A 15,118-nucleotide genomic window follows, 5' to 3' on the forward strand; every position below is an offset into this window, starting at 1 on the left:
CAGGCAAAAAAGGAAAAGCTGCGCCATAATCTGGCGTAATCGGGTGGGTCAATTTTAAATGCAATTCCCGGGTCAGTTTTAAGTGCAAATCAACAGAAGGTGATCAAAATGATAGAGCTTAAAAAAAATACGCTTATATTTCGTTTCCCAGAAGTTCACAGCGATGCAGTGTGTCAAATCGGCTTCCAGCGTACCCTACGGATACCTGACGACAATAACTCATATCCACTTCCCCCTGGATTGGGAGGCTTCCATCTCGAGCATGTCGAAGACCATGCCGAGAAAGTATCAGACACAATGATCAAAAGAGGCGGCATCATGCTGCCAATGCATCAATCCGAAGCTATGTGGATGTACTTTCCACCCCGTTCAGAGGGATACCCATTCGCCATCAAAATCGCAGCAGGAAAAATCAATGCGATTACGGGAGATTCTTGGTCTGAAACTCTTGATAGCGATAAACAAGACTATGTGGTAATACCTCGCCAGCCATGGATCGATGGATTTTGCGTCGACGAAGGATTGATTCGACAATTCGTAGCCATGCCACTCGGCGAAGGATACTCCGTAGAAGAACAAATCACCGGTTCTAGTGAGTTTGGGGGGCTACAGATAATAGCTTTTCCTATGAAAAAGTCGTTCTACGATGAAATGCAAAGAAAAAAACAAGCTGAAGTATTTGAAGAGCGAATACTTTACTGCAGAGCCGGTGTCGAGGAGGACGCAGACACTATGGGGCTCGCGCCCGGAGGGCTAATGCATCAACAAATCTATGACGATGAGTATGGAGCTGAAGCATGGGATACGGAAAATACAAGCCGATGCTTTATCCATATCATAAACTCGAAGCAGTGGGGAAAGATAACAAGCCAGCCAATTCCGATACCACCGCCAACAGCCAAAGATTATAGCCGAGCAGGTCTTCCGTGGTTTGAGTACTACAACGACAGTAAGAAATCAGTCAAAGGATCTAAAATCTTGTCTCAACTGGACAGCTTGGCAACTAAAATGTTCAAAAGTGGCAAAGGACAACTCGGTGACAATAAATCTGTTGAAATTCCGAAAATCATCGATGTCTCACCGAAAAAGCCTGAAGTCAAAGACGGCTCCTGGTGACAGGAATGGAAAAACGCAGAAAAACAGCGAGTTGAAATTACTGACTGCCTAGCCAATGTACTTAGCCAAGGTCAGCTGACAGTCGCTGTACTGCTAAGTACAGATTGCCAACAATAGATATCACAATAGGATAGAGCTTATTGACTGTTCAACAGAAATCCGAGATTTCTCTTTGACATGCTTTAACATTCCCTTTGCAGTCTAGGAAACCTTTTTAACGATAGTAATTTGGTCATCGATAACGAAAGTCTCGAGCTCGTCGCTAGGCATTAGACCGACAGCCCCTCTTTGGCTTGCTGGTATGGTTACCTGTCCTTTTGCATTGATTTTTGGCATTGGCCGCTCTCTCCACAAACTCCACCCTTAGGTCAAAGTTTGGGCGGAAGAAGTTGACCAAGTCTCTACTAAAATTAGCAGAATGTCCGAAGAAACGCTGAAGAAAGCTCATCTTTCCGGAGAATTGAAATCAATTGAATCGTTACAACTATCCTACAGACTTTAACTCGACTGACGTATTCTCAGCGAGAGATGATACAAAAAATCGTTACAACGCTCGGCATCACTAGGATCCAATTGCTTCAGTTCGGCAATAATTTCAGCTAGCGCTTGATGCCTCTGTAGGGCAGGAACCGCGCGCCGCTCTACTTCTGTCGGCAGCACCTTTCTAGACCATTCAATCCAGTCGGAAAATCCCTCTATATTCTCAAGTCCACTATGTGATTCCACCGCGGAATAGAAACGACGATTTTCCTCAACTTTCATCAACTGCAATTTGAACGCTTCGAGATTGTCGACTTGATGCTTCTCGAGATCCCTTACTACGGTTTCTATCTGTTCTTTCCTACGTCGCGTCTCGTATTTCTCAGCCTCTATTTTTCGCTGCCGAGTCCGCACGATTTGCATTTCATGCGCTTCCACAAGCTTGCGGTATATCTCTCGCATCTTATCTTCAAGCGGAAGTGATTCTGTTTCTCGAATATTTACTCCTGAGCCAATCGTGACTGAAAGCCTACCCGTGTCTACATACGTATACTTATGAAAGTCCCAAATGCCGTCATGATCATCCCTAGCAATCTGTCTCACAGATGATTTGATGCGGACAGATATCGACACATCATTACGACAAACCCAGGAGCTCATACTCCATCTATTGTTGGAACACTCCTCATTACTCCCAACAGAAAAACCTGCAGCCTCACACACTCGAAATATGTACTCCATGAGGCATAGAGCTCGTTTCAATGAGGCCTTGGTAGCGATTACCTCGTGCTTTGCTCTTTTATACCGGGGACGACAATAGCCATATTGGTCAGGCTCTCCCTTCCGCAACTCGGTATATGTTGCACCCAAACCATGGGCAAGCCGCGTCGGCACTCCCTTTGCAATGACATACTCTACTTTCTCAGGAAGACAAGTCTCGCTAACAGAGGACACTGCGCGATCATCGAATTTCTCACGCGCACGTATCGATATTTTTTCCATATACTGCGGGACAGCTGGAAGCGATTTAGGTTTACTCCTAGGTCTCGAGGACGCCCAATGTCCCTGCGGCGGGCGAGGAATCTTGTGTTTTACGCATATTTTACGCACTGCGACATCAGATATTCCTAGATCCTGGCCTACGTTTGTCATTGGCTTCTCCCAAACAAGATCGAATAGCTCAGCCCTCGTAATGGTCGTTTTATGCGCACTTATCACTCGATTACCTGCCCAACTAATCTTATATCACCTGATCTTTATAGCTGAATTTTCATTACCATGCGGCAAGGGCCATGGCGAAACGCATTGCGCGCACTTTCGGTACTTCGCAATATGGGCTAATGTATCGCCCTAGGGTGGTTACAGGGGCTTCATTGCCGCACCCCGTTGCCGGAAACGGTTAGTCCATGACTAGGTAACAACGACCTGCCCGCGCAAGCGGCTGAGGCCCCGCACCTTGATGCGGGGCTGCCATTTTCTAGTCGGGTATTATGGTCTCTGCTATCCAATAAAATGTTGGCGTAGTAACAGCGTCTTTAGTGATAACTAATGTAGCGCACGCGTCATTTGTCCCGCCCCACAACTGGCCACCCTAGAAACCAATGACTTTAGTCTTTTCCAACCTCGTTAAAAATCCACCTAAACGCAAGGTAGGCTATTGGGCCGAGTATCGCTAAAGCGAATAGCGTTAGAGCAAGATCTTTATTTGCCTCAGAAAGATATGCGAGAAGTAGACCAAAACCGATATAGGAACCTACCCCAACCAATGTACTTAGACCAGAATTATAATCCGGATCAGTGGGCGGCTTGCTCTCGTCTTCTTTTTCTAACGCGACAGACGAAATTGCCCATGGCAATACCTCTACAGCTTCGCTTTCAGAGTTTCGCTTCCTGTATTTCCTACTAACCACATGACTGGAGAATTCATTCAAAAACTGTTTTGACTCTGAAGCTAAATTGATGACCTCTTCGAGCTTGCCAGGCTTTATTAGATAACAAGGACGATATCCTACAGGCGCATACTCGACAAACAGGGATTCTCCGTCTTCGGTTAGACAATGCGTTCGCGACCTGCCCCACAAATATTTATCCAACCACCCCATCGCTCTCAGCATAACGATTTCGTCTTCCCTTACGTCACCAGAACTCATAATTTTGGGAAAATATTTAGGGATCTTCATCAGGGCCTCAGAAACGAGTTTATAACCGCTATCAATCAAATCAGCCTCGGAACGTCGATTAAACTGCTGACTCGCCTCCTCAGCTCTACGATCTTCCTCTTGTTTAATTCTTCGCGTTTCGGCATTTGCCCACCCCTTATTTAATGCCGCAATAGACCTCTCATCATTCAGCAATACTTCACGCAACTCAGCTAACTTTCCAGGCTTGACAATCAAATTCCTACCAAAAATAAAAGCCTCACTATAGACTAAGTAGCGTTCTCCAGATTGCGTTATGGTCTGCCGAGGAGGGGCCGTGATCAATTCATTATTACGGGTTTCGACATACTCGATCGCATGCAAGGCCATATCGATCTCGGAATACGCCAACTCGGGGAACAGGCAAGTCAACTCTACGTAACCAGCTCTTCTTTCATCTTCGGTTATAAAATCGAACTGTGCACTCATGAACTACCCCAGAATCTAAGCCAACAGCGGCTTAGTAAAGCCAATTAATGCGATCGCATATTGATCGATTGATTTTGACTTATCACCCTGTTCCATATGCCGCTGTGAATTCCAACGGCGTGTAATACCCGCTTGATGAGCGAGGTCAGTTTTCGTTATCTCCAAGAACGCGGTTATCTATGAAGCGTCTTGAATAGGGCAAAAATCTATAAACAAGTGTTCCTGCTAGCTCTCGCCCCAGAATTTGCTCTTGAATCTTTCGGCGTACATATTCTGCGCGGGCTTACCGGGCTGAATCAAGCGAAGCTCTACACCGTTGTCATACCCTCCATTAATCAAGTGCCTCGCTGTTAAATTCAGGGCTATGATCCTCCCTGATAATAGCCGGGTAGCCGCGCCCCGTTGCCGGGAACGGTTAGTCCATGACTAGACAATAACGACCTGCCCCCTCAAGCGACTGAGGCCCCGCACTTCGATGCGGGGTCGCCATTTTCAGTTCCTGTCTCTTTCGTCTCCGCGATCCAAAAAAATGCATCTGCGATAACAGCGATTTTATTGAGTGCCTATATTGGAAAATCTCACCGAGGCTAATAATGAGTCACATGTGAATCATTAACTACATAACGATTCCCACATGAATCATTTTTGGTTGATTTTTATCTACTGCCATGGTGTACTGACTACACATCAAGAAGCTCGTGCCGATAAACATGCCCACCAAGACACATGTACGCACCTATCTACCCGCCACCCAGGAGGCTCTTGAACTTATGGGTTTGGAGATTGCCGCCGCGCGTAAGGCGCGTAAGTGGTCAGAAACCACTCTGGCTGAGCGTGCAGGTATCTCCCGATCATCTGTACAGCGAATTGAGAGGGGCAGTCCAAAAGCCGAAGTGGGGATGGTTTTCGAATTGGCGAGCTTGCTGGGCATCCCGCTGTTTGGTGATGATCGCCGAGCCCGACTTGCCTCATCCCGCGAGAAGGCGCCGCTACTCCCGCAGCGCATCAGAACCAGCAAGCCAAAGGTAAGTGATGAGTTCTAAGATAGAAGCGCTGTATGTCTGGATCTGGCTGACCGGTCAGTCCGAGCCGGTAGTGGCTGGTGTCATTGCGCCGGCCGGCAATGTCCTTACCTTTCAGTACGGTAAAAGCTACCTCGCTCGTAAAGAAGCTGAGCCCATCTTCATCGATGAACTGCCACTGTCTCCCGGGGTAAAGGAGCCATCAGCTCCCAAGCTGATGGCCGGCTGTCTGCGCGATGGCGCCCCTGACTCTTGGGGACGTCGCGTAATCCTATCTCGAATCTACGGAGATAGAGCCCGCGATATGGATGCTGGTGACATCTCCGAGCTGGTTTACCTAGCGGAGTCGGGTTCTGATCGTATTGGTCGACTAGACTTTCAGCTTTCTTCGACCGAATACCTCCCGCGGGAGAAAACAGCCACATTGGATGAGCTTCACGCTGCATCCGATTTGCTTGATCGACGGCAACCTTTGACCCAAGGTCTAGCTGAGGCCCTGCAACACGGAACCGCGATCGGCGGTGCAAGGCCCAAGGCACTCATTGATGGAGATGACCGCAAGTACATCGCCAAATTCTCATCTTCCACAGACCTCTATCCTATGGTGAAGTACGAGCACTTTGCCATGTCACTTGCGGCGGCTTGCGGATTGAGGGTTGCCCCGGTTCACCTGGAGCAAAGCCTTGGACGTGACGTGCTGCTGATTGAGCGCTTTGATCGAGAGCTCGGCAAAAACGGATCATGGTTGAGGCGTGGCATGGTGTCCGCGCTGACGGTGCTGGGCTTGGATGAGATGGAGGCGCCCTATGCCAGTTATGCGGATTTTGCGCAGTGGCTTCGCGCCAACAGCGATGATCCTAAGGCGGAGTTAAAAGAGCTTTTTTCTCGAATGGTTTTCAACATTCTCTGTGGCAACACTGATGATCATGCGCGAAATCATGCCGTTTTTGTCGACCATAAAGAGATTCGCCTCACTCCAGCCTACGATATTTGCCCGCAGGTACGCACCGGCGGAGAAGCCTCTCAGGGTATGATCCTCGGTCGAGGGCAGCGCCTTAGCAAGGTGGCGAACACCCTGGCCGTGGCAAATGACTTTTTACTGTCTGAATCCGAAGCTCTCAATATTGTGTCAACTCAATTGGATATCATTCGTTCTCAGTGGGAGGCAATAGCACAGTCATCAAAGCTTTCGCCCACCGATTGCAACACCCTTTGGCAACGCCAACTCATCAACCCGTTTGCCCTCCAGGATCTTGGCTTGGAATGATCTAGAGCAACCGGGCCTACATCTATTCTATATAGGCTTATAACGGAGCTTGAAAAAGTATCCACAAAAAGGTACTTTTCGCGTTAATATCTTAGTATCTAGCGATACAAACCCGATTACTTCACGCACATTTCTGCGCGTCGAAATCGTGGTATTTTGTGAATGTGGCGAAAATAGAGAAGAGTCCTAACCTATTGTTTTTAAAATGAATTGTTTGCCATTCTCACCACTAATGAGATATCGTTCTCATCTCTAATGAAACAAGCACCAAATTTTCCAACAAAACCAAGGGATGCGCTCTCATCACTAATGACATCGACTGCCAGTCAGTCAATGTCATTAGTGGTGAGATTGTGTCACTAAAGATGAGAAGGCCTCGCCAGTAGCGCGAGGCCTTTTTGTTTAGGTCATAACTCGCATACAAGCTAAGAAAATCAATACTTAAATCCTCCAAAGATGCACCGAGACAATGGAGCCAACTACCCCGTGACACTAAACGTCTACCTCTCCGGCGAAATCCACACCGACTGGCGCAATCAAATCATTGAAAGCTGCCGCGAGCAGAAACTGGATATCGCCTTCACCTCCGCCAATACCGACCACGAATCCAGCGACGCCGCTGGCGATGTACTCGGCCCTGAGGAAAACGGCTTCTGGCGCGACCACAAGTCCGCCAAGGTCAACGCCATCCGCACCAAGACCTTGATCGAAAAAAGCGACGTCGCGATTATCCGCTTCGGTGACAAATACAAACAATGGAATGCCGCCTTCGACGCTGGGTACTGCGCCGCCCTCGGCAAACCCTATATCACCCTGCACGCCGAAGAGATCATCCACCCCCTCAAGGAAGTAGACGCCGCCGCAATGGCCTGGGCGACTACAACGGATCAGGTGGTTGAGATTTTGAAATACGTAGTCAACGATCTATAGGACAACGATCATGGAGAGGAAAGGCGCGTCCAAAACAATCGACTTCTACAACCGCAACGCCACCTCTCTATACAATCAATATCAAAGCTTAACTACGGAACAGGTTCATGGCGCGTGGCTTACTGACTACGCACCAAGTAAAGGAGTCGTATTGGATGTCGGCGCAGGCAGTGGACGAGACGCCAATTACTTTGCCGACAAAGGCCTTGATGTTATTGCAGTAGAACCTTCCACGGAGCTCGGAGAACTAGGCAAAAGCCTTACGGGGACCGGCTCTGTAAAATGGCTGAACGATCATCTTCCCGACATGACCTCTGTGATCGGGCTTCAACTCAAATACGATCTAATCCTCGTAAGCGCTGTGTGGATGCATATTCCACCGAAAGATCGGCCGCGCGCTTTCCGGAAACTGGCCAACTTACTAAAAGCTGGCGGCAAGCTGGTAATTTCACTTCGACACGGCCAGCCCGATAGCGAACGCCCCATGTTCGATGTTTCCGCTGAGGAGCTGGAGCGACTGGCAAGACAGCAGGGTTTGGCTATAGAACGCGTGATCGACGCGAGCGATGAGCTTAACCGTTCAGACGTTCAGTGGCAGACTGTCGTCCTGCGATTACCCGACGATGGCACTGGCGCCTTTCCGCTGTTACGGAGCATCTTGATCAATGACTCCAAATCCTCAACCTACAAGCTGGCACTACTGCGCTCATTGATGCGGATCGCAGACGGCAACCCCGGCGCCGTACTCGAACGCCACGAAGGCCGAGTGACGCTGCCACTTGGCCTTGTATCACTCTACTGGGCACGGCAATACAAACTGCTACTAGATGCCAATATTCAGCAGAGCAGCAATCCGAACAAAGGGTTGGGCTTTGTCACTGACAGAGGTTGGGAGCGCATATCGCACTTCTCCAGTTTGGATTTCGCTGTGGGCAACACTTTTCACGGCGATGATGCGGCGGCGCTAAACACCACACTGAAAGATATCTCTCGCACCATCCAGAAGATGCCAGCCAGATATATAACGTTTCCCGGCTCAGACAGGGTCATCTTCGAAGTTGAAATTCCACGTTCGACACATAAGCCCGACAATCTTCATTTAAACCTTGAAACTCTGGCACGTTACGGCAGGATTTCGATACCTGAAAGTATCTGGGACATGATGGCGAGATATTCTTGCTGGATTGAGCCGGCATTGATTAATGAGTGGGTCAATGTGATGAGGGACTATAAAAACAATACCGCCCTCATGAAGCATGAATTGATAAAGCACCTGGAGTGGCAAGACGCGGTTCGAACCACACAACTCGTACGGGCCAAAATTCAGGAGCTAAATAGAACCGCAAGTGTTCGCTGCGTATGGAGCGGTTCAAAGCTGACAGGGAAGTACGATGTTGATCACTGCCTTCCATTCGCTCGCTGGCCAAATAACGACCTGTGGAATTTACTCCCCACCAAAACCACTATCAACGCCAGCAAGCGAGACAGAATACCAACAGAAACGCGCTTTCGAGATTCAAAAAACCGGATACTCGAGTGGTGGGGCGAAGCTTGGGAAGGGGAAAACAGTGAGCGTTTTTATACCGAAGCGAATCTCTCACTACCCGGCCTAAATCACTCAACGCATTCAATAAATGATGTGTATGAAGCGCTGACTATGCAAAGCATGCGATTGGCGGAATTTCAAAGTATAGAGCGGTGGTAACCTTGGCTGGCTACAAACTAGACGCGCACCTGACGCAGCTGAAACAGGTCGTAGCTGGCCTGCATGCCCAACCAGAACTCGGCTTTGCCAGCACCAATCAATTCCAGCGCCAGCGCCATCTCAGGTGTAAGCGAAGCGCTGCCGTTGATTACACGGTTTAAGGTATTGCGGTGACAACCCAGCTGATCAGAGCAATACTGCCAAGCTTCTGCCCGGCCTCATCTTCAATCAAACGGTGGCGAAGAATCTGACCGGGATGCGAGGGGTTATGCATAGTCATTATTAAGGTTCCTTCCTCTCAAATTCCAACCATTTCTGCATACGCTTCTTTGCGGCATCTTGGGTGAGTACATCGCCTTGCAATATCGCTCGCTCACCCTCGGCCAGCGCATCCTGCAGAGCTAATCGGCGTTTTACTAAATCGGAATCGTTTGTATCAGGCATATTTACTCCAGCGCCTCATGAAATCAATGGGGTTAGAGTCGATTGATCCGCGCCCAAATAAAAGCCATGGAATCACGCCTTCGACGCTGGTTACTGCGTCTCTAGTTGATCCCTCTTAACCGACAAGCCAATGCTGCAATTGCGCGGTAACTCGCTCATCGCCCAGCATCGCCAGATGCCCCACATCGTAAAGAATATGCGTATTGGCTTCGGCAAAATTCAGCTGCTTCTCTGCAAGGCGATGCTTTCCCAGGCCACTGCAGGGATGAACCAAACCGTCACTGCGCAATTTTTCCATACTCGCGGCCGGCTGCTTCGATAAGGTTGCGGCGATGGCGTAGTGCTCGATAGCGTCGGGCAACGGTGCCAGCTGACGGTAGTCCGCGTTGTCTTCGTGCTCATCGTGATTCTGCCAATCGGCATCCAGAACGTTGCCATGACGCAAATCGGTGATGCCATCACTGCGGATTCGGCCCAGCGCCGACAGCGGCTCGGTGTAGGGGCTGAAGGTCGCGGAACGTTGCAGCCAATAGCCCCCGCGCTCCAGTGACGAGCCGTGGTGAGGCGTGCCGACATAGGCCACCTTGTCGACCTTATTCAGCCAGGGGAGGTTTTCGTCGTTGGCCATGTGCAGGGCACTGCGGGTGATTAGCCCACCCATACTAAAACCGATGATCGTTATAGACTCAACCGGCTCCGGCCAGGCGGCGACAAGGCCGCTGATCTGGTGAGCAAACGCTTTGCCATTTTCCGAAATATGACGGCCGCTGTTATAGCGCAAGAAGACAGGCGTACAGCCCCCGCTTTCTGCAATGGCCAAGCCGTGATTGCGCTGCTGGGCTGTCCACTCCAGTTCATTCATGCACAGGCCATGGGCCAGTATCAGCAAACGACGGGATGCTTTAAAACGCGGGTCGCCTTGCACCGCGTTGCGAGGATAGATTTCAACGGACTCGCGCCGGCTGTCGAAAAGGTTATTGATCATCGAAGGTGCAGTGTCAGACTCGCTGCTCTCACTACCGTCAATCGGATCCAGCAACAGGCGCAGGCTCATGGGAATGGCCAGCGGATTTTGGGTGCGCGCCAAATGATCACCGCACACACCGTTGAGTGCGGCGACTACCGCCGCACGGTGCGGGCCCGGTGGATAGTAACGGTCGAGGTACTGCGTCAGCGGCGCCAGCGCCAGCTCGCTAGCGCCACGCACGCCGCCATTGATACCTCGCACGACGGCGTGAACCAACCCCGCGATGCCCGGCGCCGGCCCCACAGGCGCGCGGCCAAATGGCAGCGGTGTAGCGGCAATATTACGGTACATGCCTTCGACGATATTGGCGACACCATCGACACTGTCAAAGATAAGGCGGGCGCTGCCGTGCAGTAGTTTTCCAGTTTCCATAGGGATCTCTCAATAGGGCAAGGAACTGCCGGCTCTGTTTGCCATCGCAAAATGACGGAGCGAAATAGGTCAGCTTTTTTTCTTTTCCAGCGAAGCAGCCCATAAAGCCAGGCGGTGCCGTATGGATTGCTGTGACACCTGAAGCTCCGGCATGGGCTGGATAAGCTTGTCCCGCACCAGCAACCGGTAGATGAATTCCAGTTTTTCATTCGTTGAATCGGTGGGCTCGAACAATGCCGCCCCACGGTTTTCGGCGTAGCGAGTACCGATATCTATGGCCTTGCGCACATATTCCTTTTCGTTTTCCAGCTTTTTCATCGTTATCCCCCGGGCAGACAACCTAAGCTACTCGCGGGCGATGCAAATAGCCACCTCCGCGATACTGCTGGGGAATCCGGCCGGGGATGCAAAGACATAAGATGCACTCAGCTCGCGACCGCCGGGCTCGCCGGTATATAGCGCCGCCCCAGATAAATCATCCCGATACCAAACACATACATCAGCAAGCCATACACCACGGAGGGCATCGCCATTTCCGCTGACTGCAGGAGGGTCATCGCGACCAGAATGCCGATGGTGGCGTTTTTGATGCCGATTTCCACGCTGATGGCGATGGCATCGGGGAGCGGGAGGTTTGCCGCGCGGGCGGCCAGCCAGCCGGTGGCGATGCCGAGGGCATTGAGGACGAGGCAGGCAAACCCGGATTGGGCTATCAGAGTCAGTATCTGGTCGCGCAGCGAGTAGCTGACCAGCACAATCAAAACCAGCAGCACCAGTGCCCCGAACAGGTTCACCACTTTCTCCAGCTTTGCCGCCAGCTGCTCAGCCTTGGCCCGAATCAACATACCGACGCCAACGGGAATCAACACAATCGTCATCAGCATGGAGATGGTTTCGAGAACCGGGAGCTTCACGTCGGCATTGGTGCCCATTTGCCAGCCCAAGGCCATATTCACATACAGGGGCAGCATAACGATGGTCGCCAGACTGGCAATGGCCGTAAGGGTGATGGACAGGGCCACATTACCGCGCGCCAGAAAGGTGATGACGTTGGAGGTAGCGCCGCCGGGACTGGCCGCCACAATCACGATGCCCACTGCGATCGCCGCCGACAAGCCCAAACCCCAGGCCACCGCAAAGCCCAGCGAGGGCATCAGAATTAACTGGGCCAGACTGCCGAGTATCACGCCACGGGGCGCCTTGGCTTCGCGAACAAAGTCCGCCGTGGTGAGCGTAAGTCCCATCCCCACCATGATAATAAAGAGGGAGATCGGCAGGCCGGTCTCGATCAGGGGGGTTTGTTCCATTGCACTGTCTCCGGTCGGTATGGTCCCAAGCAAGGGTTCTTATCGTTTTGAAGAGGTTGTACCTGATTGGTTAACAGAAAGCGAATGGCAATGCTCAAGCGCAGGCGGACACTGCACACCAACTAGCACGGGTGCCTGGCATTCACCTCCAAAACCACGCGCTTGAAGGTCTACTATACTGACCGCTCTAACCGCGAAAGTGCAACATTCTGGAGATCACCCCATGTTGGACGAATTCAAAAATTCCTGATGAAAGGCAATATGATCGATATGGCGGTTGGCATCATCATCGGCGCCGCCAAAGATCTCGGAAGAGATCGTGCTACTGCGCGAGATTCGAGACGCATTGACCAAGTCTTGACGCCACACCACAGAGGTCAAGACCGGTGCCTTCCGGGCACCGTGGTTCACCCATCTCGATAAGGGCTCACCCAATAGCACGATCCTGTCACGCCCCGCTCACGCCTTATCGTATTGATCTGCTACCGTAGAAATTGGAGCCGGCCGCCTGGTGTAAGATACTCAACACGAGCGGCTAGACCGCCCTCACAAAAAAGCATAAGAAGATGAAAGTTACACTGTTCGGTGCAACTGGCAATGTGGGAAAGGAGTGCCTGAAACAATGTCTCGAGAGCGGTCATGAGGTAACGGTGCTGGTGAGGACGCCGGCAAAACTCCCGGAGGAGTATCGTTCGAAGATTACGGTGATCGAAGGCGATGCGCTGACCCACAGCGATGTTCTCAGCGCCATCTCCCAGGGCACGGATGCCGTGCTCTTTGCCATTGGCGTCGACGAAAAAACCTCTCCCAAGGATCTGTGCACTGATGCCACCCAACATATCCTAGATGTCATGCGGGAAAATGCCGTTTCCCGGTTAGTCTGGTGCGGCGGCGGCAGCAATATTGTGCCCGCAGATCAGGTGAGCTTTGGTGCAAAGTTTGTACGCTGGTACGCAGAGCACTTTCTGAAACACCGGCACTTTGACAAGGAAAAGCAGCTGGAACTGCTGAACAGTCGCAAAGACATCAGCTGGGTTGGAGTTCGCCCCCTGCAAATGAAGGCTGGCCCAAAGACTATGAAATACCGCATCGGCTATGACAAATTCAGCGCCATGTCGAACATTAGCTTTGCCGATTGCGCCCACAGCATGCTGCAACAACTGAGCAGTGACCACTGGGTACACGAGGTGCCTATTATTCAATACTAGCGTGCTGAGATAAGCGCGAGCTAACAATCCGCAAGGTACTCACATGATAGAAAGGCAGAGAAATAGTAATGGCGAATAAATACTCCGATACCGCCATCAGAATGAATTTTCTGGTTAAACCCCTGTTGCGCTCACCGCTGCATTGGCTCATGAGTTCCAATGTTGCGTTGATACGTTTTAAGGGCCGCAAATCTGGCAAGGCTTTTGAAACACCGGTTGCCTACACCAAATTTGATAACGAATTTCTGATCGGGCTCAGCGAAACACACAATCGCCAATGGTGGCGCAATTATCGGGAGCCCTGGCCTCTGCAGCTAAAGTACAAACGCCGCTGGCTGGAGGGAGAGGCACACTGGCTAGAACCGGGCAGTGATGCGTACCGGCAAAGCTTTGATCGTATATTCAAGCGCGTAAGTTACTTACCTAAAATATACAAAGTCTACGATTTTGACGCAGCGCAGGGGCTGACCGATGCTCAGCTGCAAGTGCTGCTCGACAATGGCTCTGGCATGGTCCGGTTTCTGGCTAAGCCGGTTGCCAATTAATCTGACGCATATTGATTCGAAGGGCTTTAAGGGCCAAGCCAACCTCTCCAAGCGGATAACCCTCAATGACAAATCACGCCGATGATTACCACACCATTATGAATACCCTCGCACTGTTTCCCCGCGTGGTGGATAACAAGCAGTGGGATAAGGTCGGAGACGTATTTGCTGCTGAGGTGTGCTTTGACTATGGCGACGGCGGTGAAAAGCAGGGACTGGATGCGCTCGTGAAGCAGTTTAAAAAGTTCCACGACCGCTGCAGCGCCATGCAGCATCTACTGGGAAGCATTCACGTAGAGATCGATGGCGATACCGCATTAACCCGTGCCTACGTACAGGCTAGGCATCAGGGCATTGGTGACAAACGCAACGCAATCTTTGACACCCACGGAGAATACACCGATCAGTGGCAACGCCTCCCCGAAGGCTGGCGCATAGTACGGCGCGATGCGAGCTGGTCTGTCTTTGCCGGCGACGCCTCTGTATTATTTGACTGACAGCGGGACCGGATTAGGCACTATTCGTTCAAAACTCGCCATGTGCATCAGGGCCTTCCTGCGATAGTTTGTAGTATGATTTGGCGCATATTCTGAAAACGAGCCCATACTTATGATAAGAATAGCAACCATTGTACTTACCCTTTCATTTCTTGGTGGCTGTGCCTCCAGCACCCAATACGGCAACCACCATTCCTCTCGTGATTACGTGAACACCATGGTGCAGGTGGTACGGATAACGCCACAAGACCAAGCCGCAACAGAGTTGAAGGCCATGAGCCGACAAGAACTCAAGACATTTATTATCGAAAACGCGGAACCGATATGCTCCCAATTAGCGACTGAAAAGAATGGCGCTGAAGTGACGAAACTACTGACCGCACTGGAATTACCTAGCAGCGAACATGCCACGCACAAAGGTGTTTTGCAGCGCATTACCAACCGGAACACCAGTGAAGGAGCTTTCGCCGAGGAGATTCTCACTTACTATGGTAAACAGTAAAAGTATCTCGCTCGCGTAATGATACTTGGCCACAAAACGTCCGCCATAAATATAAACAGCAATAGTAGA

At 50.9% G+C, this 15,118-nt stretch carries 19 protein-coding genes; 10 read left to right on the forward strand and 9 right to left on the reverse strand.

Features of this window, described 5'->3' with window-relative positions; genetic code table 11:
• The first annotated feature begins 108 nt into the window (after positions 1 to 108).
• A complete protein-coding gene (locus FHR99_RS12125; RefSeq protein WP_183410977.1) occupies positions 109 to 1,116 on the forward strand; it encodes a hypothetical protein in 1,008 nt (335 codons plus the stop codon).
• A gap of 201 nt (positions 1,117 to 1,317) precedes the next feature.
• Here FHR99_RS12125 and FHR99_RS16645 read toward each other — a convergent pair whose 3' ends face one another.
• The 3 genes from FHR99_RS16645 to FHR99_RS12140 form a co-directional block, all read right to left on the reverse strand.
• Positions 1,318 to 1,452, reverse strand: a complete 135-nt coding sequence (locus tag FHR99_RS16645; protein WP_183410978.1) for an AbrB/MazE/SpoVT family DNA-binding domain-containing protein — start codon at positions 1,450 to 1,452, stop codon at positions 1,318 to 1,320.
• A gap of 162 nt (positions 1,453 to 1,614) precedes the next feature.
• Positions 1,615 to 2,256 (reverse strand): hypothetical protein, encoded by a 642-nt coding sequence (locus tag FHR99_RS12135; protein ID WP_183410979.1) that lies wholly within the window; start codon positions 2,254 to 2,256, stop codon positions 1,615 to 1,617.
• A 947-nt stretch (positions 2,257 to 3,203) separates the two neighbouring features.
• Positions 3,204 to 4,223 carry a hypothetical protein gene (locus FHR99_RS12140; RefSeq protein WP_183410980.1) on the reverse strand — a complete coding sequence of 340 codons (1,020 nt, stop codon included), beginning with the start codon at positions 4,221 to 4,223 and terminating at the stop codon, positions 3,204 to 3,206.
• A gap of 710 nt (positions 4,224 to 4,933) precedes the next feature.
• On the opposite strand from FHR99_RS12140, the gene FHR99_RS12145 reads away from it, so the two are divergent.
• From FHR99_RS12145 to FHR99_RS12160, 4 genes are all read left to right on the forward strand, one after another.
• On the forward strand, positions 4,934 to 5,266 hold the full coding sequence (locus FHR99_RS12145) for a helix-turn-helix transcriptional regulator (protein ID WP_183410981.1): 333 nt from the start codon (positions 4,934 to 4,936) through the stop codon (positions 5,264 to 5,266).
• On the forward strand, positions 5,256 to 6,512 hold the full coding sequence (locus tag FHR99_RS12150; RefSeq protein WP_183410982.1) for a type II toxin-antitoxin system HipA family toxin: 1,257 nt from the start codon (positions 5,256 to 5,258) through the stop codon (positions 6,510 to 6,512). The genes FHR99_RS12145 and FHR99_RS12150 overlap by 11 nt, the downstream gene beginning before the upstream one ends.
• Positions 6,513 to 6,998: 486 nt before the next feature.
• A complete protein-coding gene (locus FHR99_RS12155) occupies positions 6,999 to 7,442 on the forward strand; it encodes a YtoQ family protein (RefSeq protein WP_183410983.1) in 444 nt (147 codons plus the stop codon).
• A 10-nt stretch (positions 7,443 to 7,452) separates the two neighbouring features.
• On the forward strand, positions 7,453 to 9,147 hold the full coding sequence (locus tag FHR99_RS12160; protein WP_183410984.1) for a class I SAM-dependent methyltransferase: 1,695 nt from the start codon (positions 7,453 to 7,455) through the stop codon (positions 9,145 to 9,147).
• 17 nt (positions 9,148 to 9,164) lie between these two features.
• Here the strand turns inward: FHR99_RS12160 and FHR99_RS12165 are convergent, their stop codons facing one another.
• The 6 genes from FHR99_RS12165 to FHR99_RS12185 all read right to left on the reverse strand — a co-directional run bounded on the left by FHR99_RS12165 (position 9,165) and on the right by FHR99_RS12185 (position 12,297).
• Positions 9,165 to 9,329 (reverse strand): HigA family addiction module antitoxin, encoded by a 165-nt coding sequence (locus FHR99_RS12165; RefSeq protein WP_183411621.1) that lies wholly within the window; start codon positions 9,327 to 9,329, stop codon positions 9,165 to 9,167.
• Positions 9,305 to 9,427 (reverse strand): hypothetical protein, encoded by a 123-nt coding sequence (locus FHR99_RS16505; RefSeq protein WP_281388666.1) that lies wholly within the window; start codon positions 9,425 to 9,427, stop codon positions 9,305 to 9,307. Before FHR99_RS16505 ends, FHR99_RS12165 begins: the two co-directional genes overlap by 25 nt.
• Before the next feature lie 2 nt (positions 9,428 to 9,429).
• Positions 9,430 to 9,591: a hypothetical protein gene (locus FHR99_RS12170; protein ID WP_183410985.1), complete on the reverse strand. Its 162-nt coding sequence runs from the start codon at positions 9,589 to 9,591 to the stop codon at positions 9,430 to 9,432.
• 115 nt (positions 9,592 to 9,706) lie between these two features.
• Positions 9,707 to 10,990, reverse strand: coding sequence for an esterase/lipase family protein (locus tag FHR99_RS12175; RefSeq protein ID WP_183410986.1), 1,284 nt, complete (start codon positions 10,988 to 10,990; stop codon positions 9,707 to 9,709).
• A gap of 69 nt (positions 10,991 to 11,059) precedes the next feature.
• The gene (locus tag FHR99_RS12180) at positions 11,060 to 11,308 is read right to left on the reverse strand and encodes a DUF5062 family protein (RefSeq protein WP_183410987.1); all 249 of its coding nucleotides are present in this window, start codon (positions 11,306 to 11,308) and stop codon (positions 11,060 to 11,062) included.
• Positions 11,309 to 11,415: 107 nt separating this feature from the next.
• Positions 11,416 to 12,297 (reverse strand): bile acid:sodium symporter family protein, encoded by an 882-nt coding sequence (locus FHR99_RS12185; protein WP_183410988.1) that lies wholly within the window; start codon positions 12,295 to 12,297, stop codon positions 11,416 to 11,418.
• Positions 12,298 to 12,558: 261 nt separating this feature from the next.
• Between FHR99_RS12185 and FHR99_RS16650 the strand changes: the two genes are divergently transcribed.
• The 5 genes from FHR99_RS16650 to FHR99_RS12210 all read left to right on the forward strand — a co-directional run bounded on the left by FHR99_RS16650 (position 12,559) and on the right by FHR99_RS12210 (position 15,049).
• On the forward strand, positions 12,559 to 12,720 hold the full coding sequence (locus FHR99_RS16650; RefSeq protein ID WP_425488636.1) for a hypothetical protein: 162 nt from the start codon (positions 12,559 to 12,561) through the stop codon (positions 12,718 to 12,720).
• Positions 12,721 to 12,863: 143 nt separating this feature from the next.
• Positions 12,864 to 13,505, forward strand: coding sequence for an NAD(P)-dependent oxidoreductase (locus FHR99_RS12195; RefSeq protein ID WP_183410990.1), 642 nt, complete (start codon positions 12,864 to 12,866; stop codon positions 13,503 to 13,505).
• Positions 13,506 to 13,573: 68 nt separating this feature from the next.
• The gene (locus FHR99_RS12200) at positions 13,574 to 14,050 is read left to right on the forward strand and encodes a nitroreductase/quinone reductase family protein (RefSeq protein ID WP_183410991.1); all 477 of its coding nucleotides are present in this window, start codon (positions 13,574 to 13,576) and stop codon (positions 14,048 to 14,050) included.
• A 65-nt stretch (positions 14,051 to 14,115) separates the two neighbouring features.
• Positions 14,116 to 14,547 (forward strand): nuclear transport factor 2 family protein, encoded by a 432-nt coding sequence (locus FHR99_RS12205; RefSeq protein ID WP_183410992.1) that lies wholly within the window; start codon positions 14,116 to 14,118, stop codon positions 14,545 to 14,547.
• A 112-nt stretch (positions 14,548 to 14,659) separates the two neighbouring features.
• Positions 14,660 to 15,049 carry a hypothetical protein gene (locus FHR99_RS12210; protein WP_183410993.1) on the forward strand — a complete coding sequence of 130 codons (390 nt, stop codon included), beginning with the start codon at positions 14,660 to 14,662 and terminating at the stop codon, positions 15,047 to 15,049.
• The last annotated feature ends 69 nt before the right edge of the window (positions 15,050 to 15,118 follow it).

The organism is Litorivivens lipolytica (assembly GCF_014191715.1).
In the GTDB taxonomy this organism is placed as follows: domain Bacteria; phylum Pseudomonadota; class Gammaproteobacteria; order Pseudomonadales; family Spongiibacteraceae; genus Litorivivens; species Litorivivens lipolytica.

Bases quoted from the DNA above. Each gene is read 5' to 3' on its own strand.
- FHR99_RS12125 (WP_183410977.1), top strand. From the start codon at position 109: ATGATAGAGCTTAAAAAAAATACGCTTATATTTCGTTTCCCAGAAGTT.
- FHR99_RS16645 (WP_183410978.1), bottom strand. From the start codon at position 1,452: ATGCCAAAAATCAATGCAAAAGGACAGGTAACCATACCAGCAAGCCAA.
- FHR99_RS12135 (WP_183410979.1), bottom strand. From the start codon at position 2,256: ATGAGCTCCTGGGTTTGTCGTAATGATGTGTCGATATCTGTCCGCATC.
- FHR99_RS12140 (WP_183410980.1), bottom strand. From the start codon at position 4,223: ATGAGTGCACAGTTCGATTTTATAACCGAAGATGAAAGAAGAGCTGGT.
- FHR99_RS12145 (WP_183410981.1), top strand. From the start codon at position 4,934: ATGCCCACCAAGACACATGTACGCACCTATCTACCCGCCACCCAGGAG.
- FHR99_RS12150 (WP_183410982.1), top strand. From the start codon at position 5,256: ATGAGTTCTAAGATAGAAGCGCTGTATGTCTGGATCTGGCTGACCGGT.
- FHR99_RS12160 (WP_183410984.1), top strand. From the start codon at position 7,453: ATGGAGAGGAAAGGCGCGTCCAAAACAATCGACTTCTACAACCGCAAC.
- FHR99_RS16505 (WP_281388666.1), bottom strand. From the start codon at position 9,427: ATGACTATGCATAACCCCTCGCATCCCGGTCAGATTCTTCGCCACCGT.
- FHR99_RS12170 (WP_183410985.1), bottom strand. From the start codon at position 9,591: ATGCCTGATACAAACGATTCCGATTTAGTAAAACGCCGATTAGCTCTG.
- FHR99_RS12175 (WP_183410986.1), bottom strand. From the start codon at position 10,990: ATGGAAACTGGAAAACTACTGCACGGCAGCGCCCGCCTTATCTTTGAC.
- FHR99_RS12180 (WP_183410987.1), bottom strand. From the start codon at position 11,308: ATGAAAAAGCTGGAAAACGAAAAGGAATATGTGCGCAAGGCCATAGAT.
- FHR99_RS12185 (WP_183410988.1), bottom strand. From the start codon at position 12,297: ATGGAACAAACCCCCCTGATCGAGACCGGCCTGCCGATCTCCCTCTTT.
- FHR99_RS16650 (WP_425488636.1), top strand. From the start codon at position 12,559: ATGATCGATATGGCGGTTGGCATCATCATCGGCGCCGCCAAAGATCTC.
- FHR99_RS12195 (WP_183410990.1), top strand. From the start codon at position 12,864: ATGAAAGTTACACTGTTCGGTGCAACTGGCAATGTGGGAAAGGAGTGC.
- FHR99_RS12200 (WP_183410991.1), top strand. From the start codon at position 13,574: ATGGCGAATAAATACTCCGATACCGCCATCAGAATGAATTTTCTGGTT.
- FHR99_RS12205 (WP_183410992.1), top strand. From the start codon at position 14,116: ATGACAAATCACGCCGATGATTACCACACCATTATGAATACCCTCGCA.
- FHR99_RS12210 (WP_183410993.1), top strand. From the start codon at position 14,660: ATGATAAGAATAGCAACCATTGTACTTACCCTTTCATTTCTTGGTGGC.